The sequence below is a fragment of the Rariglobus hedericola genome (assembly GCF_007559335.1).
GTDB lineage: Bacteria > Verrucomicrobiota > Verrucomicrobiia > Opitutales > Opitutaceae > Rariglobus > Rariglobus hedericola.
In genome coordinates this window covers 1,393,791-1,412,280 of record NZ_VMBG01000001.1, presented here as the reverse complement: position 1 = coordinate 1,412,280, position 18,490 = coordinate 1,393,791, and the positions used below count along the sequence as shown (strand labels likewise).

Below are 18,490 nucleotides of genomic sequence, written 5' to 3'. Positions count from 1 at the left end.
GGGGAGTTTATCGAATCACATGCGCGGCCCCGGCGCGGCGGTGAGCGGGATGAGTTGGTCGGGGGCGCAGAATTCGCGGCCGATCATCCACGCGTTTTTGGCGTCCTTCGTGAGCGTGTCGAACGCGGCGTCGGCGTGCAGGCTGGTGAACATGTAATCTTCGCGCGCTTCCTTCATCTCCATGGCGCGAACGGCGTCGTATTGCTCGTAGGTGTAGAACTGGCGGCGGAGCAGTTCCATGGCTTTCGCGCGGTCACCGGCCTGCGCCCAGATGGCGGCGAGATTGTAACTGGCTTCGAGGACATGCTCGTTGGCGCGGGCAACTTTGAGCGCGTCCTCGGTTTGTCCGGCTGCGGCCAAATATACGGCGGCGAAGATCTGGTTGTAGGTGTCCGCGAGATCAAGCGCGAGAGCCTGGCGCATGTAGCCGGCTGCCTTGTCGCTTTGTTTTTCGGAGAACCAATACACGGCGAGATTCCGGTAGGTGATGGGCAACGGGTAGGCATCGAGGGATTGCTCGAACATCGCGAGACCCTCGGCGAAGCGGCCGGCGTGAATCGTCATCTTGCCCAAGCCATGCAACGCGACGGCGCGGGCGATCGGGTCGGATGGGTTTTCGAGGATGCGATTAAAGAGACGGCCGGCGCGGTCCCACTGGCCGGTTTGATGGCGGTAGAATTCGCCGAGAAAACGGAGCGCGGTCGCATCGTTCGGAGCGAGCGTGACGGCGTGGACGTAGTGTTCCTCGGCTTCGGCGTAACGGGCTTCGAGTTCCGCTTTGAGTCCGGACTCGAGGGCGGTGCGCACGGTTTGAAGCGCGGGGCCGGTGAGCGGGGCAAAGGCGGGATCGAGCAGGCGTTGATCGGAGGCGGACGCGGTGACGATGATGCCGAGAACCTTGAGGGCATCGGCGGCGCGCTGGGCCTGCGGGGCGAAGAGGCAGCGTTCGGCCCAGATGGTTTTTAAATCGGCGGCGGCGCCTGCGGTGTCACCGGCGGATTTCTTTTTTGCGGCGCTGGCGAACAAGGCTTCGAGCTGGGCTTCGCGCGACGCGAGGGCGCTGCGGGTGAGCCCTTCGACCTGCTCAAGCGTCAGCACGGGATCAGGCGTGGCGACGACGCGGTTGAGCTCCACGCCTTCGCGCGTGGTGATGACAACGGCTTCCTTGTCATCGGCGATGCCGTGGGCTTTGCGCAGCTCGCGATTGCCGGGCGTCACCAAGCCGGTGAACACGCAACGCGCACCGAGCGCGGTGAGTTCGGCGGAGCGTTGCAGCGGTGAAGTCGCGGCGACATCAAGCGCGACGGGGAACCACAGAATGACGAGGGAAACGCCGGCGTCCTTGGGCGCGGGTTTTCCGGGCGGGAGGCTTTTCCACGAGACGCGGAAGGTATCGGTCGGTTTTGAGTTGGGGACGACACCGCCCTTGCCACCGCCACCACCGCCGCCGCAGGTGGCGAAGCTCGGGAGGGAAACCATGCACAGGGACAACAGACCGGCGAGCAGTCTGGCAGCGAAGGAGGAAGAGACGTTCATGGTGAAGGGAAAGACGCGGACGCGGGCTGAAGGTATCTGAAATAGATGACGTGGTGCGGGCTCAGCGGGGTGTTGACGGGTTGAGCTGAAGAAGGTCCCAGCGGTTGCCGTAGAGATCCTCGAAGACGGCGACGGTGGCGTAGGTCTCGTGGCGTGGAGCTTCGAGAAATTTAACACCCTTCGCGAGGTAAGCGCGGTAATCGCGGTCGAAGTCGTCGGTTTGGAGAAAGAGGAAAACGCGTCCGCCGGATTGATTGCCGAGTGCGGCGAGTTCGGAGGCGTTTTTGGCCTTGGCGAGGAGCAGACGGGTTTCGCGAGAGCCGGGCGGAGCGACGACCACCCAGCGTTTTTCCGGAGTCATCGGGGTGTCTTCGATGAGCGTGAACCCGAGGCTGCCGGTGTAATACGCGAGGGCTTCGTCGTAGTCGCGGACCAGCAGGGAAAGGGCGCTCAGGTGTTGCATGGTCGCGGGCCTTTGCGGGCCGGTGCTGATCAGGGAGAAACTTGCGGTGCTTGCAACCATGCGCGCAAACCGGTCTCGCTCGTGAGCGTGGTGCCGAACTGGTAATCGTGGTCGAGCAGCGAGGCGTAAGCGGGCTCTATGAAGCGGCGGCACTGGATGATGACCTTGGCGCGCTGGCCGGGCGCACGCACGAGACGGCCGAGGGCCTGATTCACTTTTTGGATGCCGGGGACCTGATAGACACGTTGGAAAGCGGCTTCGCGAGTGTGGGTGGAAAGCGCATCGAGACGGGCCTTTTGCACAGCGTTGACCTCGGGCAGAGCGGGGCCGACGACCATGGCGTGGCTGATGCGTCCGCCGAGCGTGTCGATGCCCTCGGCAAAACTGCTGCCGAGCACGAGAAAAAGCGCGTCTGAGAAGGCGAGGGATTGGTCCACCCACGCGGTTTGCGCGGCGAGGTCGGAGAGACGCGGTTGCAGCGAAGCGCGCAAGTGTGGCTGGCGTTGCTGGAGGGTTTTCTCGATGGCCTCGGCGTAGGCGTAGCTGGGAAAGAAAACCGCGACCGGACCCTGCGCGGCGGCGTGGAGTGCGGCGATGGTGTCGGCGGTGGTGCCGGCGTGGCGGGCGCGTTGCTGGAACGTCGTGTCCACGCGCACGTCATACGCGATGTCGTAGGCATCGTCGCGCCACGGCGTGTGCGCGGTGACGGCGGAGAGGCCTGAGATCGGGGACTTGAAACCTGAGGCAGGGGAGACGGATGCGGAGGACTGGAGCTTCAGGTTTCGCGTGTCGGGTTTCAGGTTCTCCGACAATCCGCAGGCTTCGGAAAAGGTTTGCGCGGGACCGGGCGTGGCGGTGGCAAAAATCACACCGGCGTAGTCGCGCAGGATCTCGCCAGTGGGAATCGCGGCGTCGAGACACGTGAGGCGGAGTTCGCCGGCGCGCGGGCTCCACACGAGACGTGGAAACGGTTGCGTGAACCACTCGGCGAGCGACGGGATTTGCCAGAGAAGTTCGCGGACGGGCTGTTCGATTTCCTCGTAAGGAAGCGGCTGTAACGTGATCAACTCGGCGAGGCGGCGGAGGGTGTCGGCAACGTCATCCTCGAGGGCGAGATCGAGTGCTTCGCACACAGGCAGCGAGGCGAGGAGAAGTGTCCAGGTTTCCCAAGCGCGCTGGAGTGCGGACGGGGCGCGGACGTGATCGAGTTCGGACAGGACGCGACGGGCATCGTCGGCGAGAACGGCGTGCGAACGAGCGTCGGCCGCGCGGGCGGGCAAGTTGTGAGCCTCGTCGATGACGAGCAGCGTCTCGGCGGGATTAAAGCCGGGCTGGTTGTAGAAGAGACCGCGATTGGCGGGAGCGAAGACGTAGTTGTAGTCGCCGATCCAGACATCCTGAAACGCGAGGGCGGTGCGGGTGATCTCGTAGGGACAAATTTGTGCGGTGCGACCGGCGGAGCGGAGGGCGGGGAGATCGCGAGCCTCGTCTTCGAACAGATAAAAGCGGGACAAACCGTGCGCCGTCCAACGCTGCGCGATCGTGTCGGGATGCGTGAATTCGCGGCGCTGGCAGTAGCACACGGGATCGAGGCAGTGCTCGTGTTTCGGCCGCACATGCCACGCGGCGACCGGCGTGGCGGACGTCTCGACGGATGACGCTCCAGCTGGTTTGTCACTTATTAAGTTACAAACCGGTTTTGGGGCGGACGCGGTGGTCATGTCGCGGAGGGTGCGCAACACCTGGAGTTGGCCGGTGGCTTTGCTGGTGAGGTAGAGCAGGCGGGCGTAGCGACCGGACTTCATGGCACCGAGCGCGCATTCGAGGAGCGCGCCGGTTTTGCCGAAGCCGGTGGGCGCGGTGAAGAGCACGTGTTGATGACTGGCGAGCGCGGCGGCGAGGTCGGCCTGCGTCGTCTGCTGACCGGCGCGCAACTCTGGGAATGGAGAGTGGTAGGCGAGGCCACGCAGGCGCTCACGGGCGCGCAAGCGAAGGCTGAGGAATTCGGCGACTCGTTCGAGTTGAACGCGGAAAGGGGCTTCATCGATCGCGTTGAAGGCGATCGTCTGGATGAGACCGCTGCCGGCTTCAACGAAGACGAGTTCGCCGCGGATTTTTTCGGCAGGATCGGCGATGTGGCGCAGGGCGAGATAAGTGGCGAGTTGCGCAAAATATTCGGGATGCGCGGCACGCAGGTCCTCGGGGGCCGCGGGGAGCGGATCGAGGGTGGTTTTTATTTCACGCAGGATCGCGGGCGAAGTCTTGGTGGCAGGGAGAAACTGATCGATGCGACCGGTGAGGGTGAGCGTCCAGCCGCCGTGAAAAACGCGTCCGGTGATCGGCACTTCGAAGGTGGCCGCCGGCGTGATGGCGGCGGTGGACGTGCGCAGTTCCTGGTGCCAGCGCATGCCGAGACGGGCTCGCCAAAGACCTTGGTTGCCGGAGGAGTCGCCGGGTTCACGCGGACCGATGGTGAACGCGGAGAACTCGCCGATGCTCAGCGAGGCGGTGCGTTGATCGAGGTCGAAGTCCATGCGTGGGCGAAAGGGAAAAGTTCACCACGAAACTCACGAAATACACGAAAGAAAGCCGTCAGGCGTAAAAGAACTGAAAGGCAGTTTGTAACTTATTAAGTTACAAATGGGATTGATCGGATGTTGGGTCGGCGCGGGTGCGAAGGCCGGTTAATCCAAATGGATTTCGGTGTGCTGGCGGAGGTAGTCCTCGAGGCGGTGGAGGAGGCGGGCGACGTCGGCGGGGGCGGCGGTTTGCGTGGCGAGCGGCTGGTTGATGAGCGCGATGGCGAGAGGGCGATCGGCTTCGGGCAGGGCGGGGAACCACTGCTGTTTTAACGGGTGACCTTCGTCGCGCGCGAAGCAGTAGAGGCTTTTCAAATACACGATGTCGGGGCGATCCGAGGCCGCAAAAGCGGTGAAGGCGGTGCGCAACAACGCGTGGATGGTGCCGTGGCTTTCGTCGGCTCCCGGATTACGCGCGATAAACGAGGCCAACGACGAGGCGTTTAGAAGGGATTCGTAGCGGCGGCCGATGCCGGCGTGGCGGGTGATGAGCGTCGCTTCCTTCACGAACCAAGCGTCGCCGGATGGCGTGCCTTCCAAGAGCAGGTTGACCTCGTCGAAGAGATCGATCGCGAGGTGGGCGGCTGAGGGCTTTTTAGCGGGCAGGCGCTGGATGATGCGAAGCGCGCCGTGTTCCGGCGTGAAGACGGTGAAGGACTGGAAGGTATCGGTCGGCGGCCAGTGACGCAGGACGAACGCTTCGGTGGTAAGGGGAGGGCCGGGCACGGACGGAGGACGGGACTGACCGAGGACGGAATACGGACGGAGCGTCAGCGCTTCAGAGTGAAGTCGGGGACGGATTTGGCGGCGTGGAGCAGCTTCATGGCGCGGGCTTCGGCTGCGCGCATCTTGCGCTTTTTGGCGGGCTCGAGGTCGTCGTAGCCGGCGAGGTGCAGCCAGCCGTGGACGATATAGAGCGTGAGTTCTTCGCTGAAGTCGCGGTCGTTGGTTTTTGAATACGTGCCGGCGGTGTCGGCCGAGACGCAGATCTCGCCGGCGACTCCGAAGCCCGGCTCGCCTTCGAACGTGATCACGTCGGTCGTGGTGGGATCGTCGAGGAAGTCGTCGTGGAGCTTGGCGAGTTTGGCGTCGGTCAGGAACGCCAAGGAGAGTTCGCCGTCGGGACAGCCGCCGAGGAACTTGGCGCGATGTTCATCAAGAATCGTGATGACGCGGCTGATGGCCTTTTTGTCGATGCGCAGGCGCGGGTGGGCGTTGTGGATGTCGAGTGAGCGAGGCACGGGGAGAAATCAGGCGTTGGCGGGAGCTTCTTCGTCGGCCTTCGGGTAGGCGACGCGGCCGTGGAGCATATTGAGGAGCGTGAAGGTGAAGCTCGTCTTGATCTTGGCGAGTTCCTCAAACGTGACGGGGGCTTCGTCGAGCTGGCCGTCCTCCATGCGATCGAGAAAAATCTGGTCGATGATCTCGCCGAGGTGTTGCGGCGTGACTTTGCGCAGGGAGCGCGAGGCGGCCTCGACGCCGTCGGCGAGATGGATGATGGCGCTCTCTTTGAAGCGGGGGCGGGGACCGTCGTAACGGTAAGTGCTTTCGCTCACGGGAACAGGGCCGAGTCCCGGAAGCGCGGGGATGAAGGGATCCTTGGAGGGCGTGCTGGAGCTTGGAACCGGAATGGGCGGGCGCGTGTGACTCACGGCGCGATGGTAGAAATAGCGGATGAGACTGGTGCCGTGGTGCTGCTGGATGACATCGATCACCGAGCGGGGAAGTTTATGCTTGAGGGCGAGGTCCACGCCGTCCTTCACATGGCTCTTGATGATGAGGGCGGACAACGACGGGTTGCTCAGGTCGTGCGGGTTGACTCCGTCGCGCTGGTTCTCGGCGAAATACTCGGGCTTGGCGGTCTTGCCGATGTCGTGAAAAAGCGCGCATACGCGGGCGAGGAGCGGGTTGGCGCCGATCTCGGCGGCGGCATTCTCGGAGAGTTGCGCGACGACGAGCGAATGATGGTAGGTGCCAGGTGCTTCGAGCTGCATGAGGCGCAACAACGGATGGTTGTAGTCGGTGAGCTCGAGCAGGGTGATGTCGGTGGTGCGTTTGAAAAGACCTTCCAGCACGGGCAGCAGACCGACCACGATCACGCCGGTGAGCAGACCGGTCGCGAGGCCGGCGGCCATGTGTTTGAGAATCGTGATGTATTCCAGACGGTCGACGAAACCGATCAGCAGGGCGAATGCGGCGACGGTGATTCCGGCGAAGACCGAGGCGCGCACGACGTTGCCGCGCTTGCGGGTGTTGCGACTGCAGAAAATCGCTACCACCGAGGCGAGGAACGTCAGCACCAGGATGTCGAGGCGGTTGCCGTAAATGACGCTCGTGAAAATCGAGATGAACAACGCCATGAAGATGGCGGAGCCGGCATTGATGAGGATGGCCACGATGAGCGGCGCGATCGCGACTGGCGCGAGGAACGGCAGCATCGAGGCGGCCGAGGAGTTGCCGATAAAGAACGGCAGGCTGCCGAGCGCGTAGGTCGCGCGGACCAACGCGAGGTTGAGAATAACGACGAGCGCGAGCAGGCCGAGGCGTCCGTTGCTGAGAAGGGTTTCGCGGTCCTCGATGCGAATGTAGAGAACGCTCGCGATCACCATGGCCAGCACGAGCAGCACGCGGCCGAAGAGTTGCAGGCCTTCTTCGAGGGCGATTTCGCCGTGTTCGAGGAGATACTTCCGGTGAGCGTTGAGCATCTCGTATTGCTCGGCGGAGACGCGGATGCCGGGTTCGATGAGCGTCTGCCCGCGGGCGACTTCGACGATGACCGGGCTGAGTTCGCGCAGGGCGTTTTCCTGGAGGCGGCGGGTGGCTTCGAGGTCGAAGATGAGGTTCGTGGTGACGCCGTTGCGGAAGATGCGGAAAAGCGGGAGGCCGAGTTCGCGTCCGCCGGCTTCGGCGGCGAGATTGATGCGCAGTGCGGTGAACGCCTGCTCCAATGAGGCGGAGGAGCGGCGGGTGATGGAGCCGTCCGTGCCGACGACCTGGGTGACCGTTACGCGTCCGGCCGAGTCGGGTGCGAGTGTATGGCCATCATGAATACCGTCGTTATAAATGTCGCGCAGGACGCGCAGCCCGCTCTCGACGAGCGCGGTGCGGGTAGCGGAAGGACCCGACTTGTGGAGGACGGTGATGTCGGTGGGCGAGACCTGGTAGGGGCCCTTGGCGTTGAAGGCGGCGACCAATGCGGTGAAGTCCTCCTTGCGCTTGGCGGGGAGGATAACGTCCTCGGCCTGGCGTTTATCGAAGGCGTCGAGCGCGACGAGGAGCTCGCGCATGTGGGTTTCGAACTGGTTGAAGGATTCGAAGTCGAGGCGGTAAACCGGCGGGAGACGGTCGCGGATTTGTTCTCCGGCGAGACGGGTTTTTTCTTTGCTGGCGTAGGTGAAAGGCGCGCTGGAGACGATGCGCAGGCTGGCGATTTGATTTTCCAGCACCGGGAGGTTGGCGGTGGAAATGCCAACGAAACTGATGAGCACGATGGCCGCGGTGGTCGCGGTGAAGATCAACATCGTGACGAGACGGCTCGTCTCCAGGAACTCGACGGTGCCCGAGACCACGGCGGTCTTGCGGGTGCGAGGCTGGTTGCGATCGAGCAGCTTGTGGAGGAAGGCGAGCATCTGGATTTAACGAGTGGAGCCGCTCTCGTCGCCGGCGATGGGATTCTTGTAGCGCTCGTAGGCTTCGATGATTTTGAGGACGAGCGGATGGCGGACCACGTCGGCGCCGCTGAACTGATGGAATTCGATGCCGGGAACGTCGCGCAGGATGCGTTGGACCTCAAGCAGGCCGGATTGTTTGGCGCGGGGCAGGTCGATCTGGGTGATGTCACCGGTGACGACCATGCGGGATTCTTCGCCGAGACGGGTGAGGAACATCATCATCTGTTCGGGTGTGGTGTTCTGCGCCTCGTCGAGAATGATGAACGCGTTGCTCAAGGTGCGTCCGCGCATGTAGGCGAGCGGGGCGATTTCGATGACGCCTTTTTCGGTGAGGCGGGCGACGTCTTCGTTGTCCAACATGTCGCCCATCGCGTCATAGAGTGGGCGGAGGTAAGGCAGGATTTTTTCGTTGAGATCGCCGGGTAGGAACCCGAGAGCTTCGCCGGCCTCGACGGCGGGGCGGGTGAGGATGATGCGCTGGACCTGGTTTTTAAGGAGCGCCGAGACCGCGGCAGCCATGGCGAGGTAAGTCTTGCCAGTGCCGGCTGGGCCGATGCCGAAGACGAGCGAGTGCGTCTGGATCGACTGGAGGTAGAGTTTTTGGCCCAGGGTTTTAGGGACGATCGTCTTGCGATTGGTGGCGACGACGAGGGGTTTGCCGAAGAGCTCCTTCAACTGGTCGGATTCACCGCGGGCAATCATCTCGACGAAGCGCGTGAGATCTGTGCTGCGGATTTGCACGCCTTGGGTGCGGGCCTCGTTAAGGAAGCCGAGTAACGATTCGGTCTGCGCGATGGCGGCGTCGGGACCGTCGATCTGCAGCCAGTCGTCGCGGCTAACGAGGGTCACGCCGAGGTGTTTCTCAATGACGGCGAGGTTTTCCTCACGGCTCGCGTAGAGCTGGTGAAGGTGGCGGGCGGAAGGGAAGTGAAGGGTCTTGGACGCCATGCGGGTGCGTATGATTTAGGCGGAGGCGAGACGGGCGGCTTCGGCGGACAAGCGTTCCCACGTGGACTCGAGTGCCTGCGGAAGGATGCGGGTCTGGCCGAGAACGGGCATGAAGTTGTTGTCGCCGTTCCAACGCGGAACGATGTGCCCGTGCAGGTGGGGGATGCTGCCACCGGAGGCCGAGCCGAGGTTGAAGCCGATGTTGAAGCCGTCGGGCTTGAGGGCGGCTTTGAGGACTTTTTTGCCGAAGGTGATGATGGCGAAGAGATCTGCGCTCTCGGCGGGCGTGAGTTCTTCGATGTCGGTGACGTCGCGTAAAGGAATCGCGAGCAAGTGACCCGGGTTGTAGGGAAACCGGTTGAGCATCAAGTAGGAGAGGGAGCTGCGATGCACGATGAACGCGGTGCGATCATCGCCCAATGCGGGCAACTCGGTAAAGGGCCGCTTGAGATCAGGCATGCGCGGCGCCTCGATATATTCCATGCGCCAGTAAGGATGGAGCTGCGACATCAGTAAAAAGGACGAACAGGTAAAAGTCCGCCCGCGGCAAAGTCAAAGCCCTGTGCGCAGGCTGTCGCCGGGTATTTGCGGTAATTTGAAATTGTCGCGACGGGTTTGTGCGGCGATGAATCGGGGTTCTACTTATAAAACATGCATGCTTTTAAACCTGTTGTGCGTCGTCGCGTAGTGGTCACCGGCTTGGGCGTGGTCAGCCCGTTGGGCTTAACCGCGGGGGAAACCTGGGAAGGTATGGCCGCCGGGCGCTCCGGCATCGGCCCGATCACGCGGTTCGATGCGAGCGGTTGCACGGCGAAGATCGCCGGCGAGGTTAAAGGTTTCGAGCCGACCAAGCCGTTGGCCCAGCCGCTGTATCCGCGCGGTGCCCAAGGCGAACCGGTGCTGTCGGCCTTCACGTTGAAGGATGCGAAGAAATTCGGCCGTTTTACCCACCTCGGCACGGCGGCGGCGGTCGAGGCTTATGCGGATTCGGGCCTCGATGCCCATCGCGCCTCGCTCAATCCGGAACGCATGGGCGTGAATCTTGGCGTCGGTCTCGGCGGCTTGCCGGAAATCGAAGCGATGCAGGAAACCTTTAAAACCGGCGGCTTTCGTAAAATCTCGCCCTACTTTATTTTTCAAATCGCGCCCAACCTGCTCGCCGGCCAGGTGAGCCTGTTGCTCGATTTTCGCGGCCCCAACATGGCGGTCGCCTCGGCTTGCGCGACGAGCGGGCACTCGCTGGGCGAGTCGGCGGCGGCCATCGCCCGCGGTGATGCCGAGGTGATGATCGCGGGTGGCGCGGAGTCCACGGTGACGCCGCTGGCGGTCGGTGCGTTTGCCCAGATGCGCGCGCTCTCGACCCGCAATGACGCGCCGGAGAAAGCCTCGCGTCCCTATGACAAGGACCGTGACGGCTTCGTTCTCTCGGAGGGCGCCGTGGTGTTTGTGCTCGAAGAATATGAGCATGCGGTGAAACGCGGCGCGCGCATCTATGCCGAACTACGTGGTTATGGCGCGTCGGCCGACGCCTATCACTTGTCGTCGCTCGCTCCGGGTGCGGAAGGCTCGCAGCGCTCCATGCGCGCGGCACTGGCGAATGCGGAACTGCCGGCGACAGCGATTGATTATGTGTCGGCGCATGCGACCTCGACCCCCGGCGGCGACGGCGAGGAATCGGCCGCGATCGCCGCGGTGTTTGCGGAGAACAAGGCCACGCTCCACGTGAGCGGCGTGAAATCGATGACCGGCCATCTGCTCGGCGGCGCGGGTGCGATGGGTGCGTTTGCCGCGGTGAAAGCCATTCACGAGGGCCTGGTGCCTCCGACCATCAACCAGGAAACGATGGATCCTGAAATTGAGGCGCTCGGCCTGAACGTGACGCCCAACGTCGCAGTCAAAAAAACCGTGCGTGCCGCGCTCGCCAACAGCTTCGGCTTCGGCGGCACCAACTGCTCGGTGGTGTTCACGGCGGTTTAACCATTCGTGAAATCTTACGACCGACGGCTGCTCTGGTTCTTTGCGCTGCTTGCGCCGGTGGTCGCGTGGTCGTGGATCGCGCCGCACGACCGGTTCACGTGGTGGTTGGAAGCGGGGCCGGTCGTGGTCGCGGCGGTTTTGCTGGTGGCGACTCGGAAACGGTTTCCGTTGTCCACGCTGCTGCTCGGGCTCGCGTGGGTGCATTGCGTGGTGCTGCTGGTGGGCGCGCATTATACCTATGCGCTCGTGCCGGCGTTCGACTGGTTGCGCGAGGTGACGGACGGGACGCGCAACAACTACGACAAGCTCGGGCATTTTGTGCAGGGCTTCGTGCCGGCGATTTTGACGCGGGAGATTTTGTTGCGCACCTCGCCGCTGCGCGATCGCGGTGACGGACGCTCGAGCCGCTGGCTGGGATTTCTCGTCGTGAGCGTGTGCCTCGCATTCAGCGCGATTTACGAGTTGGTCGAGTGGCTGGTGGCCGAGCTCAGCGGTGAAGGCGCGGAAAGTTTTCTCGGCACGCAAGGTTACATCTGGGACACGCAGTCGGACATGGCCTTCGCGCTGGCCGGAGCGGTGTGCGCCGTGGTGTTGCTGGCGAAACTGCACACGCGCTCCATTGAGAAAGTGCTGGCCGCGAGGCGGGTGATCGGGCAATCCGAACGTTCCCCATGACGCGCCTCTGGAAGCAATGGACCGCCACCGTGCCCGCCCCGTTTTTGAGCGCGCTGTTTCTTGGCGCGGGATTCATGGGCTTCGTTGCCTGGGACCAGTCGCACTGGTGGAGCACGAAGGAAGATTACGGCTTCGGCTGGCTCGTGCCGGCGTTCGTGGCGTTCGTGGTGTATGACCGCTGGCCGAAAATTCTTGCCGCGCTGAAAGCCTGCGCCGCGCCCGGCAGTCCGCGCGTGTCCGGTGGAGCGCAATTCACATTAAGTTTTTTGACGTATGCCGCGCTGGCCGGCGGGGCGTTGTTGTTTTTGATCGGTGCGCTGTATCGCGCCGGTGCGGGGCCGTCCTATCCCGGCACGCTCGCGCTCTCACTCGGCACGGGAGCGATGATCCTGCCGTTGCTGTTGCTCAACACACCGGAGACCACGCCGGCAGCAGGGGCTGGCGTGACGACGGGCAAGGTGGGCTTTTTTGAAGACGGACGCGTGCGGTTGGTCGCACCGTTTTTGTTTCCCGCGCTGGTGTGGCTGGTGTCGGCCCCGATGGTGTCGGTCATCGAAAACAACCTGAGTCTCTTCATGCTCAATCGCGTGGCCTCGGTGGTGTTCTTCACCTTCGACACGCTCGGCCTCGCCATTGAGCAACAGGGCAACGTGCTAAAGCTGCCCCTTGGCGACGTCGGCGTGGCCGAGGCGTGCTCGGGTATTCGCTCGTTCACGGCGTGTTTGTTCGCCGGCTCGTTTCTCGCGGCGGTGTTCCTCGACAAGCTCTGGAAAAAAGTCGGTCTCGTGGCCTCGGCGATCGTGTTCGCCTTCATGACCAATTTGATTCGCAGCCTTTTTCTGACGGCTTGGGCTTATAACTACGGACCCAAGGCGATCGAGGGCAAGGTGCACGATATCGCCGGTTACGCGGTGCTCGGCCTCACGGTGATCGGCCTGCTGTGCCTGCTGCCGCTCTTTAATCTAACGTTTGTATCGGGCGACGGATCGCACGACGGCGAAGACGCTCCGGTGACGAATCGCAAGACGGGTTGAGCGACGCGATGATCTGGCTCTATCGGTTTTTGTTTCCGCCGGTGATGTTGCTGGCCTCGCCGTATTACTTGCTTCGCATGCGTCGCCGCGGCGGCTACGGCGAACACTTCGGCCAACGCTTCGGCGCGGTTCCGGCGCTGCCGGCGAAACGCGACGGTGTGCGCCGTGTGTGGCTGCAAGCGGTGAGCGTCGGCGAGATGCTGGCGATCGCTCCGCTGCTGGAGTCGCTGCGTGCTGACCCCGCGGTGGAAGTTTACCTCACCACGACGACGAGCACCGGCTACGCGCTGGCTCGCGAACGCTATTCATCGCTGGTCATCGCGCTCGGGTATTTTCCGCTGGATTGGTGGGCGTTCTCGCGGCGTGCGTGGAAACGTATCGCGCCGGATCTGGTGATTTTGACCGAGGGCGAACGCTGGCCCGAACACATGCGGCAGGCGGCGGTGCGCGGCGTGCCGGTGCTGGCGGTCAATGCACGTCTCTCGGACCGCAGCTTCCGTCGCATGATGAAACTGCGCACGGTGTCAGCACTGCTGTTTCGTGGCATCACGCGTGTGCTCGCGTGTTCAGAGCATGATGCGGAGCGTTTCCGCCAGATCGGTTTTAATCCGGCCAGCATCAGCACGACCGGCAACATCAAGTTCGACGTGACGATTCCGCTGCTCACGGATGACGAGAAGTCCGCGTTGCGCGCCGAACTGGGTTTCGCGGGAACCGACCCGGTGTTGCTCGGCTCCTCGACGTGGCCGGGTGAAGAGGCGGCGTTGATTGAAAGCTTCAAGACGTTGCGGGCCGAGGGCAGGGCGGTGCGGTTGTTGATCGTGCCGCGTCATGCGGAACGTCGTGCCGAGATCGAGGCGCTGCTGCAAACCAGCGGGCTGACGTATCATTTCCGCTCGCGCGGCGCGGCTCCGGCCGGCCTGTCGGTCGATGTAGCGGTGGGTGACACTACGGGCGAGTTGCGCCGGTTGACCCAACTCGCCGAGTTGGTGTTTGTCGGCAAGAGCCTGCCCCCGCATCACGAAGGACAGACGCCGGTCGAAGCGGCTGCGTTGGGCAAACCGATCGTGTTCGGTCCGGAGCTCACGAATTTCCGCGTGATCGCGCGCGACATGCGCCAGATGGGCGCGGCTCTTTCGGTGCCGGATGCCGCAGGTTTGCGCGAGGCGGTGCGTTCGCTGTGGGCGGATGCTCCCGCGAAGGCGCGCATGGCGGCGGCGGCGCAAGTTTGGCGGCAGGCGAATCAAGGCGCGGTGGGCCGCACGCTGGCCGTCATTCGCGAGGAACTGGCGTTGCTGGAGAATTAAAGGTTGCCGGACCTCCGGCGCGGCCTACGGTCGGACCTTTTACGTTGGATGCAAACGCACGGCCCGAAACGAGTCTATACTCCGCAGTCGCTTGAATTTTGGTTCGGTAAACTCGAACACGATTGGGAGCGTCACTTCAGCGACTCCCAATTGGAGGAAGGCCATCGCATCTACCGTGACGGCGAAGTGCGCGAACTCGAGCTGACCGCCTCCGACGCGATCATCCACCGTCGCATCGACAAGAAGGACGAATACGCCGTCATCGAGTGGAACGACGCCGGTGTTTCCGTGCGATCGTCGTCCACCGACATCGCTCTCGCGCATTCCCTCGCCGTGGCCGGTCTGCACGAAATCGAGGAACTGGTGGCCGATGAAATTTCACCGCTGCCCGACGACGCTCCGCCGCCTGCGCCCGCCGCATCGACCTCGGCTGGCAACGGCGTGCAGCATCACGGCAACGGCTTTGGCAACGGCCACGCCTTTGCCAATCCGCCGGCGGCTCCGGTTGCATCCCGCGCACCGGCCGCTTCGCGTCGCACACCTGCGGGTGCCGCCGCCCGCGCGGTTTCACGCACGCTCATTCTCGTTTTCACGACGACGGCGGACGGCCTCACGTTCCAAGCCAACTGGATCAATCCCGACAAGAAACGCGTGCCCGCCCTCGGACAAGCCGCGCAAGCGGCCGGCCAGGGTCATGCGACCGTCAGCTCCAGCGAACGCGCGAAGTTGATCGGCCTCGCGGCCTACGCGCGCAAAGCCCACTTCGCCTACAACCAGGTCACGGGCCTCTACGTCCTCGCCTCGGTGGTGGAGATTCCCAACTTCCTGCGCACAACGCTGCCCGCGTGGAAAAAATTGTTCTCCGTCGAGCTCGACGCGCAGTCCGGCAAGTTGCTCCAAGGCACCAAGGAAATCTCCGTCGAAGCCGTGGCCACCACGCGCAAGGGCAAGACGGACGGGCAGGGGCTCGACCTCCGCTGGATCTTCAAAGCCGGCGAACGCATGCTGACCGACGAGGAAGTTTCCCTGCTCACGCGCAAGGCGACGTCCACGATGATCATTCCCGACATCGGCATCGTGTCGTTGCCCGTCGAGCGCCTCGCTTCCATCAGCGCGTGGCATCGCACCGCCGCCGAGGCGCGCAGCACGGGCGAGCTTTCGCCTTACCTGATTTTTTCCCTCTACAGCGACAGCCGCGTCAAACTCACGCTCTCCGCCGAGTTGGAGGCCTGGCGCCAGAATGTGCTTACCGCCACCGCGGCGAATCCCACGCTGCCCGAGCTGTTGCGTCCGTATCAACGTCGCGGCGTAGAGTGGATGCATCACCTCTGCGACGTCGGTTGCCACGGTCTGCTGGCCGACGAAATGGGTCTCGGTAAAACGCTGCAGGTGCTCACGCTGCTTGCGACGCGGCCGCTGCCGGATCGTTCGAGCATCATCGTGTGTCCGGCCAGCGTGGTGCCGGTGTGGCGCGAGGAGATCCTGCGTTTTTATCCGCACCTCGCGGTTGATGTCCTGAAGACCGGCAACGACTTCACGACGCGCAAGGAGCCGGTCATCTGGCTCGCGAGCTACACGCAGCTCCGCAAGCACCGCCCGCTGCTCGACAAACACGAGTTCGGTTACGCCGTGCTCGACGAAGGCCAGTTCATCAAGAACCCCGATGCGAAGGTCACGCAGACGTGTTTCGCGATCCGCGCCCGCCATCGGATCGTGCTCACCGGCACGCCGCTGGAAAACCGCCAGCTCGATCTGTGGTCGATCTTCCGTTTCCTGCTTCCCGGATTGCTCGGCACGCGCGTCACGTTTGAGGCTTCGCTCAACGCCGACCGCGCCGGCACGCTGGATCGCCTCCGCGCGCAGCTCGCGCCGTTCATCCTGCGCCGCACCAAAAACGCCGTCGCCACCGAGCTTCCACAGAAGGTCGAGATCGACCTGCTGTGCCCGCTCACCGATGTGCAACGCTCCGAATACGCGCGCATTTGCTCCGAGGGTCTCAACCGCCTCGGTGACGACGTCGGTGCGGCCATGCGTGAGAAGTCCTTTGGCTTCCTCGCGTTGCTCACACGCCTGCGCCAGGTGTGCTGCGATCCCGACATGCTGCCGTGGTTGCACGCGCCGTTGTCCGACTCCGGCAAGATTACGCTGCTCGTCGAGAAACTCGCCGAGGTCATCGGCAGCGGTCACAAGGTCGTCATCTTTTCGCAGTTCGTGATGTTGCTCGACCGCGTGCGCGCCGCTCTTGCGGAGAGTTTCCCTGACCTGCCGCGTTACGAGCTCACTGGCATGACTCTGGACCGCCTCAAGCCCGTGCAATCGTTCCAGGGCGCCGAGGGTGCCGCGGTGATGCTCGTCTCGCTTAAGGCCGCCGGCACCGGCATCACGTTGCACGCCGCGGATTACGTTTTCCTGCTCGACCCGTGGTGGAATCCCGCGGTCGAGGCGCAGGCTGTCGATCGCGTTCACCGCATCGGCCAGAAGAGCACGGTGTTTGTGTATCGCATGGTGACGGCCGGCACGATCGAGGAGCGTATTCAGGCGCTGCAGGCGTCGAAGAAGGATCTCTTCAACAAGGTCGTGGGCGGGCTGGGTGGGGATTTCGATCTCAGCCGGCATTTCTCGTCGTTGCACGAACTGGTGCAACTCACGACGACGCAGGAAGAGACGGAGCAGTCGTCGTAATCAGACGCACGGGTTTTAAATCCGTTCAAATTGAGGGGTTATGACGGCTTCGTAACAAAGCCGCCACGAAACCGTAACAATCGCCTGTCATCTTGGGGCCTGAAACGCACGGCCTAGTGCGTGTTCAGCTAACACACCAACACCCAAGAAGAACATGGCTCTTAACTCACTCAAATGGCTCGCGCTGCTCGGCGGCCTCGCCGCCGGCTCGGCCTCCCTGGCTGTTGCCCAGGACAGCGGTCCGCTTATCGATACCCTCGTCAAGAAGGGCATCCTGACCGACCAGGAAGGCGAAGACCTCCGCGTCGAACTCCTGAAGGACTTCGGCACCACGTCCCCTGGTAAACTCGAAATTTCCTCCGCCGTCACCAAGCTCAAGATCGCCGGTGACGCCCGCGTTCGTTATCAATACGACAACGAGCAGCCCAACACGGCGGGTGCCCCCAGCACCGCAGGCGATCGCGATCGTAACCGCTATCGTTACCGTGTTCGCCTCGGGTTCCTTGCTGACCTCGGACCCAAGTGGTCCGCCGGTCTTCGCTTGGAGACCGCCAGCAGCGCGACCTCGACCAATGCCGATCTCGGCGCCGGCACTGACAACTTCGATAAAGTCGGCGATGGTGCTTTCTTTGGTCAGGCCTACTTGAACTACAAAGACACGGGCGTTCTCGGTGCTGACTCCGTCGATGTGCGTCTTGGCAAATTGCCCCACAAGTTCTTCAATCCCGGCGTCAACGGTTTCTGGATCGACTCCGATATCAACTTTGAGGGTGCCGCCCAAGAGGTTGTTTACAGCGACATCGGCCTGAAGGACTCCACCCTCTCAGTGCGTGCCGGCCAGTTTGTTTTGAATAACAACGCTGCCAACTCGGGTGCCGGCCCTGGCGGTGCGGTCAACAAGAGTGTCAGCCCCTCGTTGCTGCTGATGGGCCAGGTCGAGTATGCGACCAAGAAGTGGAAGGTTGCTCCCACGATTGTCGCGTTTGCCGCTCCGTCCGATCATGACCGCAGTCTCGCGAACACCAACGTTCCCGCTGGCAATCCCCAGTCCACGGACGCCGCTGTCTATAATGACCTCGCGACCGTTCTCCTGCCCTTCGAATACAGCTTCAAGTTGGGCAGCAAGCCCGCTGCGGTGTATGCCACCTACGGATATAACTTCAAGGGTGAGGAGCGCGCTCAGCGCCTAGCTTCTGCGGTCACCACGGCCCAGAAGAACCTGGTCGATGATGACTCCCAGATGTATAACTTGGGCGTTCGTTACGGTGAGAACAAGAATGCCGGTGATTACCAGTTGGTCGGCGAATACCGCCATGTTGGTAACGGCTCCTACTCGTCGCTGCTGCTCGATTCCGACTTCAACGGCGGTCTCCTGAACGGCGAAGGATTTATCCTCTCGGGTTCCTACAGCCTGACCAACGCGATCACCGCCACCATCACCTACTTCAACTCGTTCAACATCGAGGGTAACCGCGTTCCTTCCTCCGTGGCAGGCGCCCGTGGTAACGGTCTCGGTGAGGCCCAGGTCCTCCAGATCGACCTGTCCGCCAAGTTCTAACCCTTACGATCAAGGCGCGGGCTCCGAGTCCGCGCCTTGGTTTTCCTTTAATTTAAAAGA

At 62.9% G+C, this 18,490-nt stretch carries 14 protein-coding genes; 6 read left to right on the top strand and 8 right to left on the bottom strand.

Annotated features, from left to right (window positions below):
• Positions 1–15 precede the first annotated feature (15 nt).
• From FPL22_RS06170 to FPL22_RS06135, 8 genes are all read right to left on the bottom strand, one after another.
• Positions 16–1,536, bottom strand: coding sequence for a tetratricopeptide repeat protein (locus FPL22_RS06170; RefSeq protein ID WP_144229228.1), 1,521 nt, complete (start codon positions 1,534–1,536; stop codon positions 16–18).
• A 61-nt stretch (positions 1,537–1,597) separates the two neighbouring features.
• Positions 1,598–1,999: a VOC family protein gene (locus FPL22_RS06165; RefSeq protein WP_144229227.1), complete on the bottom strand. Its 402-nt coding sequence runs from the start codon at positions 1,997–1,999 to the stop codon at positions 1,598–1,600.
• A gap of 29 nt (positions 2,000–2,028) precedes the next feature.
• A complete protein-coding gene (locus FPL22_RS06160) occupies positions 2,029–4,533 on the bottom strand; it encodes an ATP-dependent DNA helicase (RefSeq protein ID WP_144229226.1) in 2,505 nt (834 codons plus the stop codon).
• A 150-nt stretch (positions 4,534–4,683) separates the two neighbouring features.
• Complete coding sequence (locus tag FPL22_RS06155) at positions 4,684–5,304, bottom strand: hypothetical protein (RefSeq protein ID WP_144229225.1); 621 nt, start codon at positions 5,302–5,304, stop codon at positions 4,684–4,686.
• Between the two features lie 44 nt (positions 5,305–5,348).
• A complete protein-coding gene (ybeY, locus tag FPL22_RS06150) occupies positions 5,349–5,819 on the bottom strand; it encodes an rRNA maturation RNase YbeY (protein ID WP_144229224.1) in 471 nt (156 codons plus the stop codon).
• 9 nt (positions 5,820–5,828) lie between these two features.
• Complete coding sequence (locus FPL22_RS06145) at positions 5,829–8,207, bottom strand: HD family phosphohydrolase (protein WP_144229223.1); 2,379 nt, start codon at positions 8,205–8,207, stop codon at positions 5,829–5,831.
• A 6-nt stretch (positions 8,208–8,213) separates the two neighbouring features.
• Positions 8,214–9,197 (bottom strand): PhoH family protein, encoded by a 984-nt coding sequence (locus FPL22_RS06140; RefSeq protein ID WP_144229222.1) that lies wholly within the window; start codon positions 9,195–9,197, stop codon positions 8,214–8,216.
• Positions 9,198–9,212: 15 nt separating this feature from the next.
• A complete protein-coding gene (locus FPL22_RS06135; protein WP_144229221.1) occupies positions 9,213–9,707 on the bottom strand; it encodes an HIT family protein in 495 nt (164 codons plus the stop codon).
• 141 nt (positions 9,708–9,848) lie between these two features.
• On the opposite strand from FPL22_RS06135, the gene fabF reads away from it, so the two are divergent.
• The 6 genes from fabF to FPL22_RS06105 all read left to right on the top strand — a co-directional run bounded on the left by fabF (position 9,849) and on the right by FPL22_RS06105 (position 18,430).
• Positions 9,849–11,174, top strand: coding sequence for a beta-ketoacyl-ACP synthase II (gene fabF, locus FPL22_RS06130; RefSeq protein WP_144229220.1), 1,326 nt, complete (start codon positions 9,849–9,851; stop codon positions 11,172–11,174).
• 6 nt (positions 11,175–11,180) lie between these two features.
• A complete protein-coding gene (locus FPL22_RS06125) occupies positions 11,181–11,849 on the top strand; it encodes a DUF2238 domain-containing protein (protein WP_144229219.1) in 669 nt (222 codons plus the stop codon).
• Positions 11,846–12,883, top strand: a complete 1,038-nt coding sequence (locus FPL22_RS06120; RefSeq protein WP_144229218.1) for an exosortase/archaeosortase family protein — start codon at positions 11,846–11,848, stop codon at positions 12,881–12,883. The genes FPL22_RS06125 and FPL22_RS06120 overlap by 4 nt, the downstream gene beginning before the upstream one ends.
• 8 nt (positions 12,884–12,891) lie before the next feature.
• Positions 12,892–14,190 carry a 3-deoxy-D-manno-octulosonic acid transferase gene (locus FPL22_RS06115; protein WP_144229217.1) on the top strand — a complete coding sequence of 433 codons (1,299 nt, stop codon included), beginning with the start codon at positions 12,892–12,894 and terminating at the stop codon, positions 14,188–14,190.
• A 48-nt stretch (positions 14,191–14,238) separates the two neighbouring features.
• Positions 14,239–16,872, top strand: a complete 2,634-nt coding sequence (locus FPL22_RS06110; protein ID WP_144229216.1) for a DEAD/DEAH box helicase — start codon at positions 14,239–14,241, stop codon at positions 16,870–16,872.
• Positions 16,873–17,026: 154 nt separating this feature from the next.
• Positions 17,027–18,430, top strand: coding sequence for a putative porin (locus FPL22_RS06105; protein WP_144229215.1), 1,404 nt, complete (start codon positions 17,027–17,029; stop codon positions 18,428–18,430).
• Positions 18,431–18,490 lie beyond the last annotated feature (60 nt).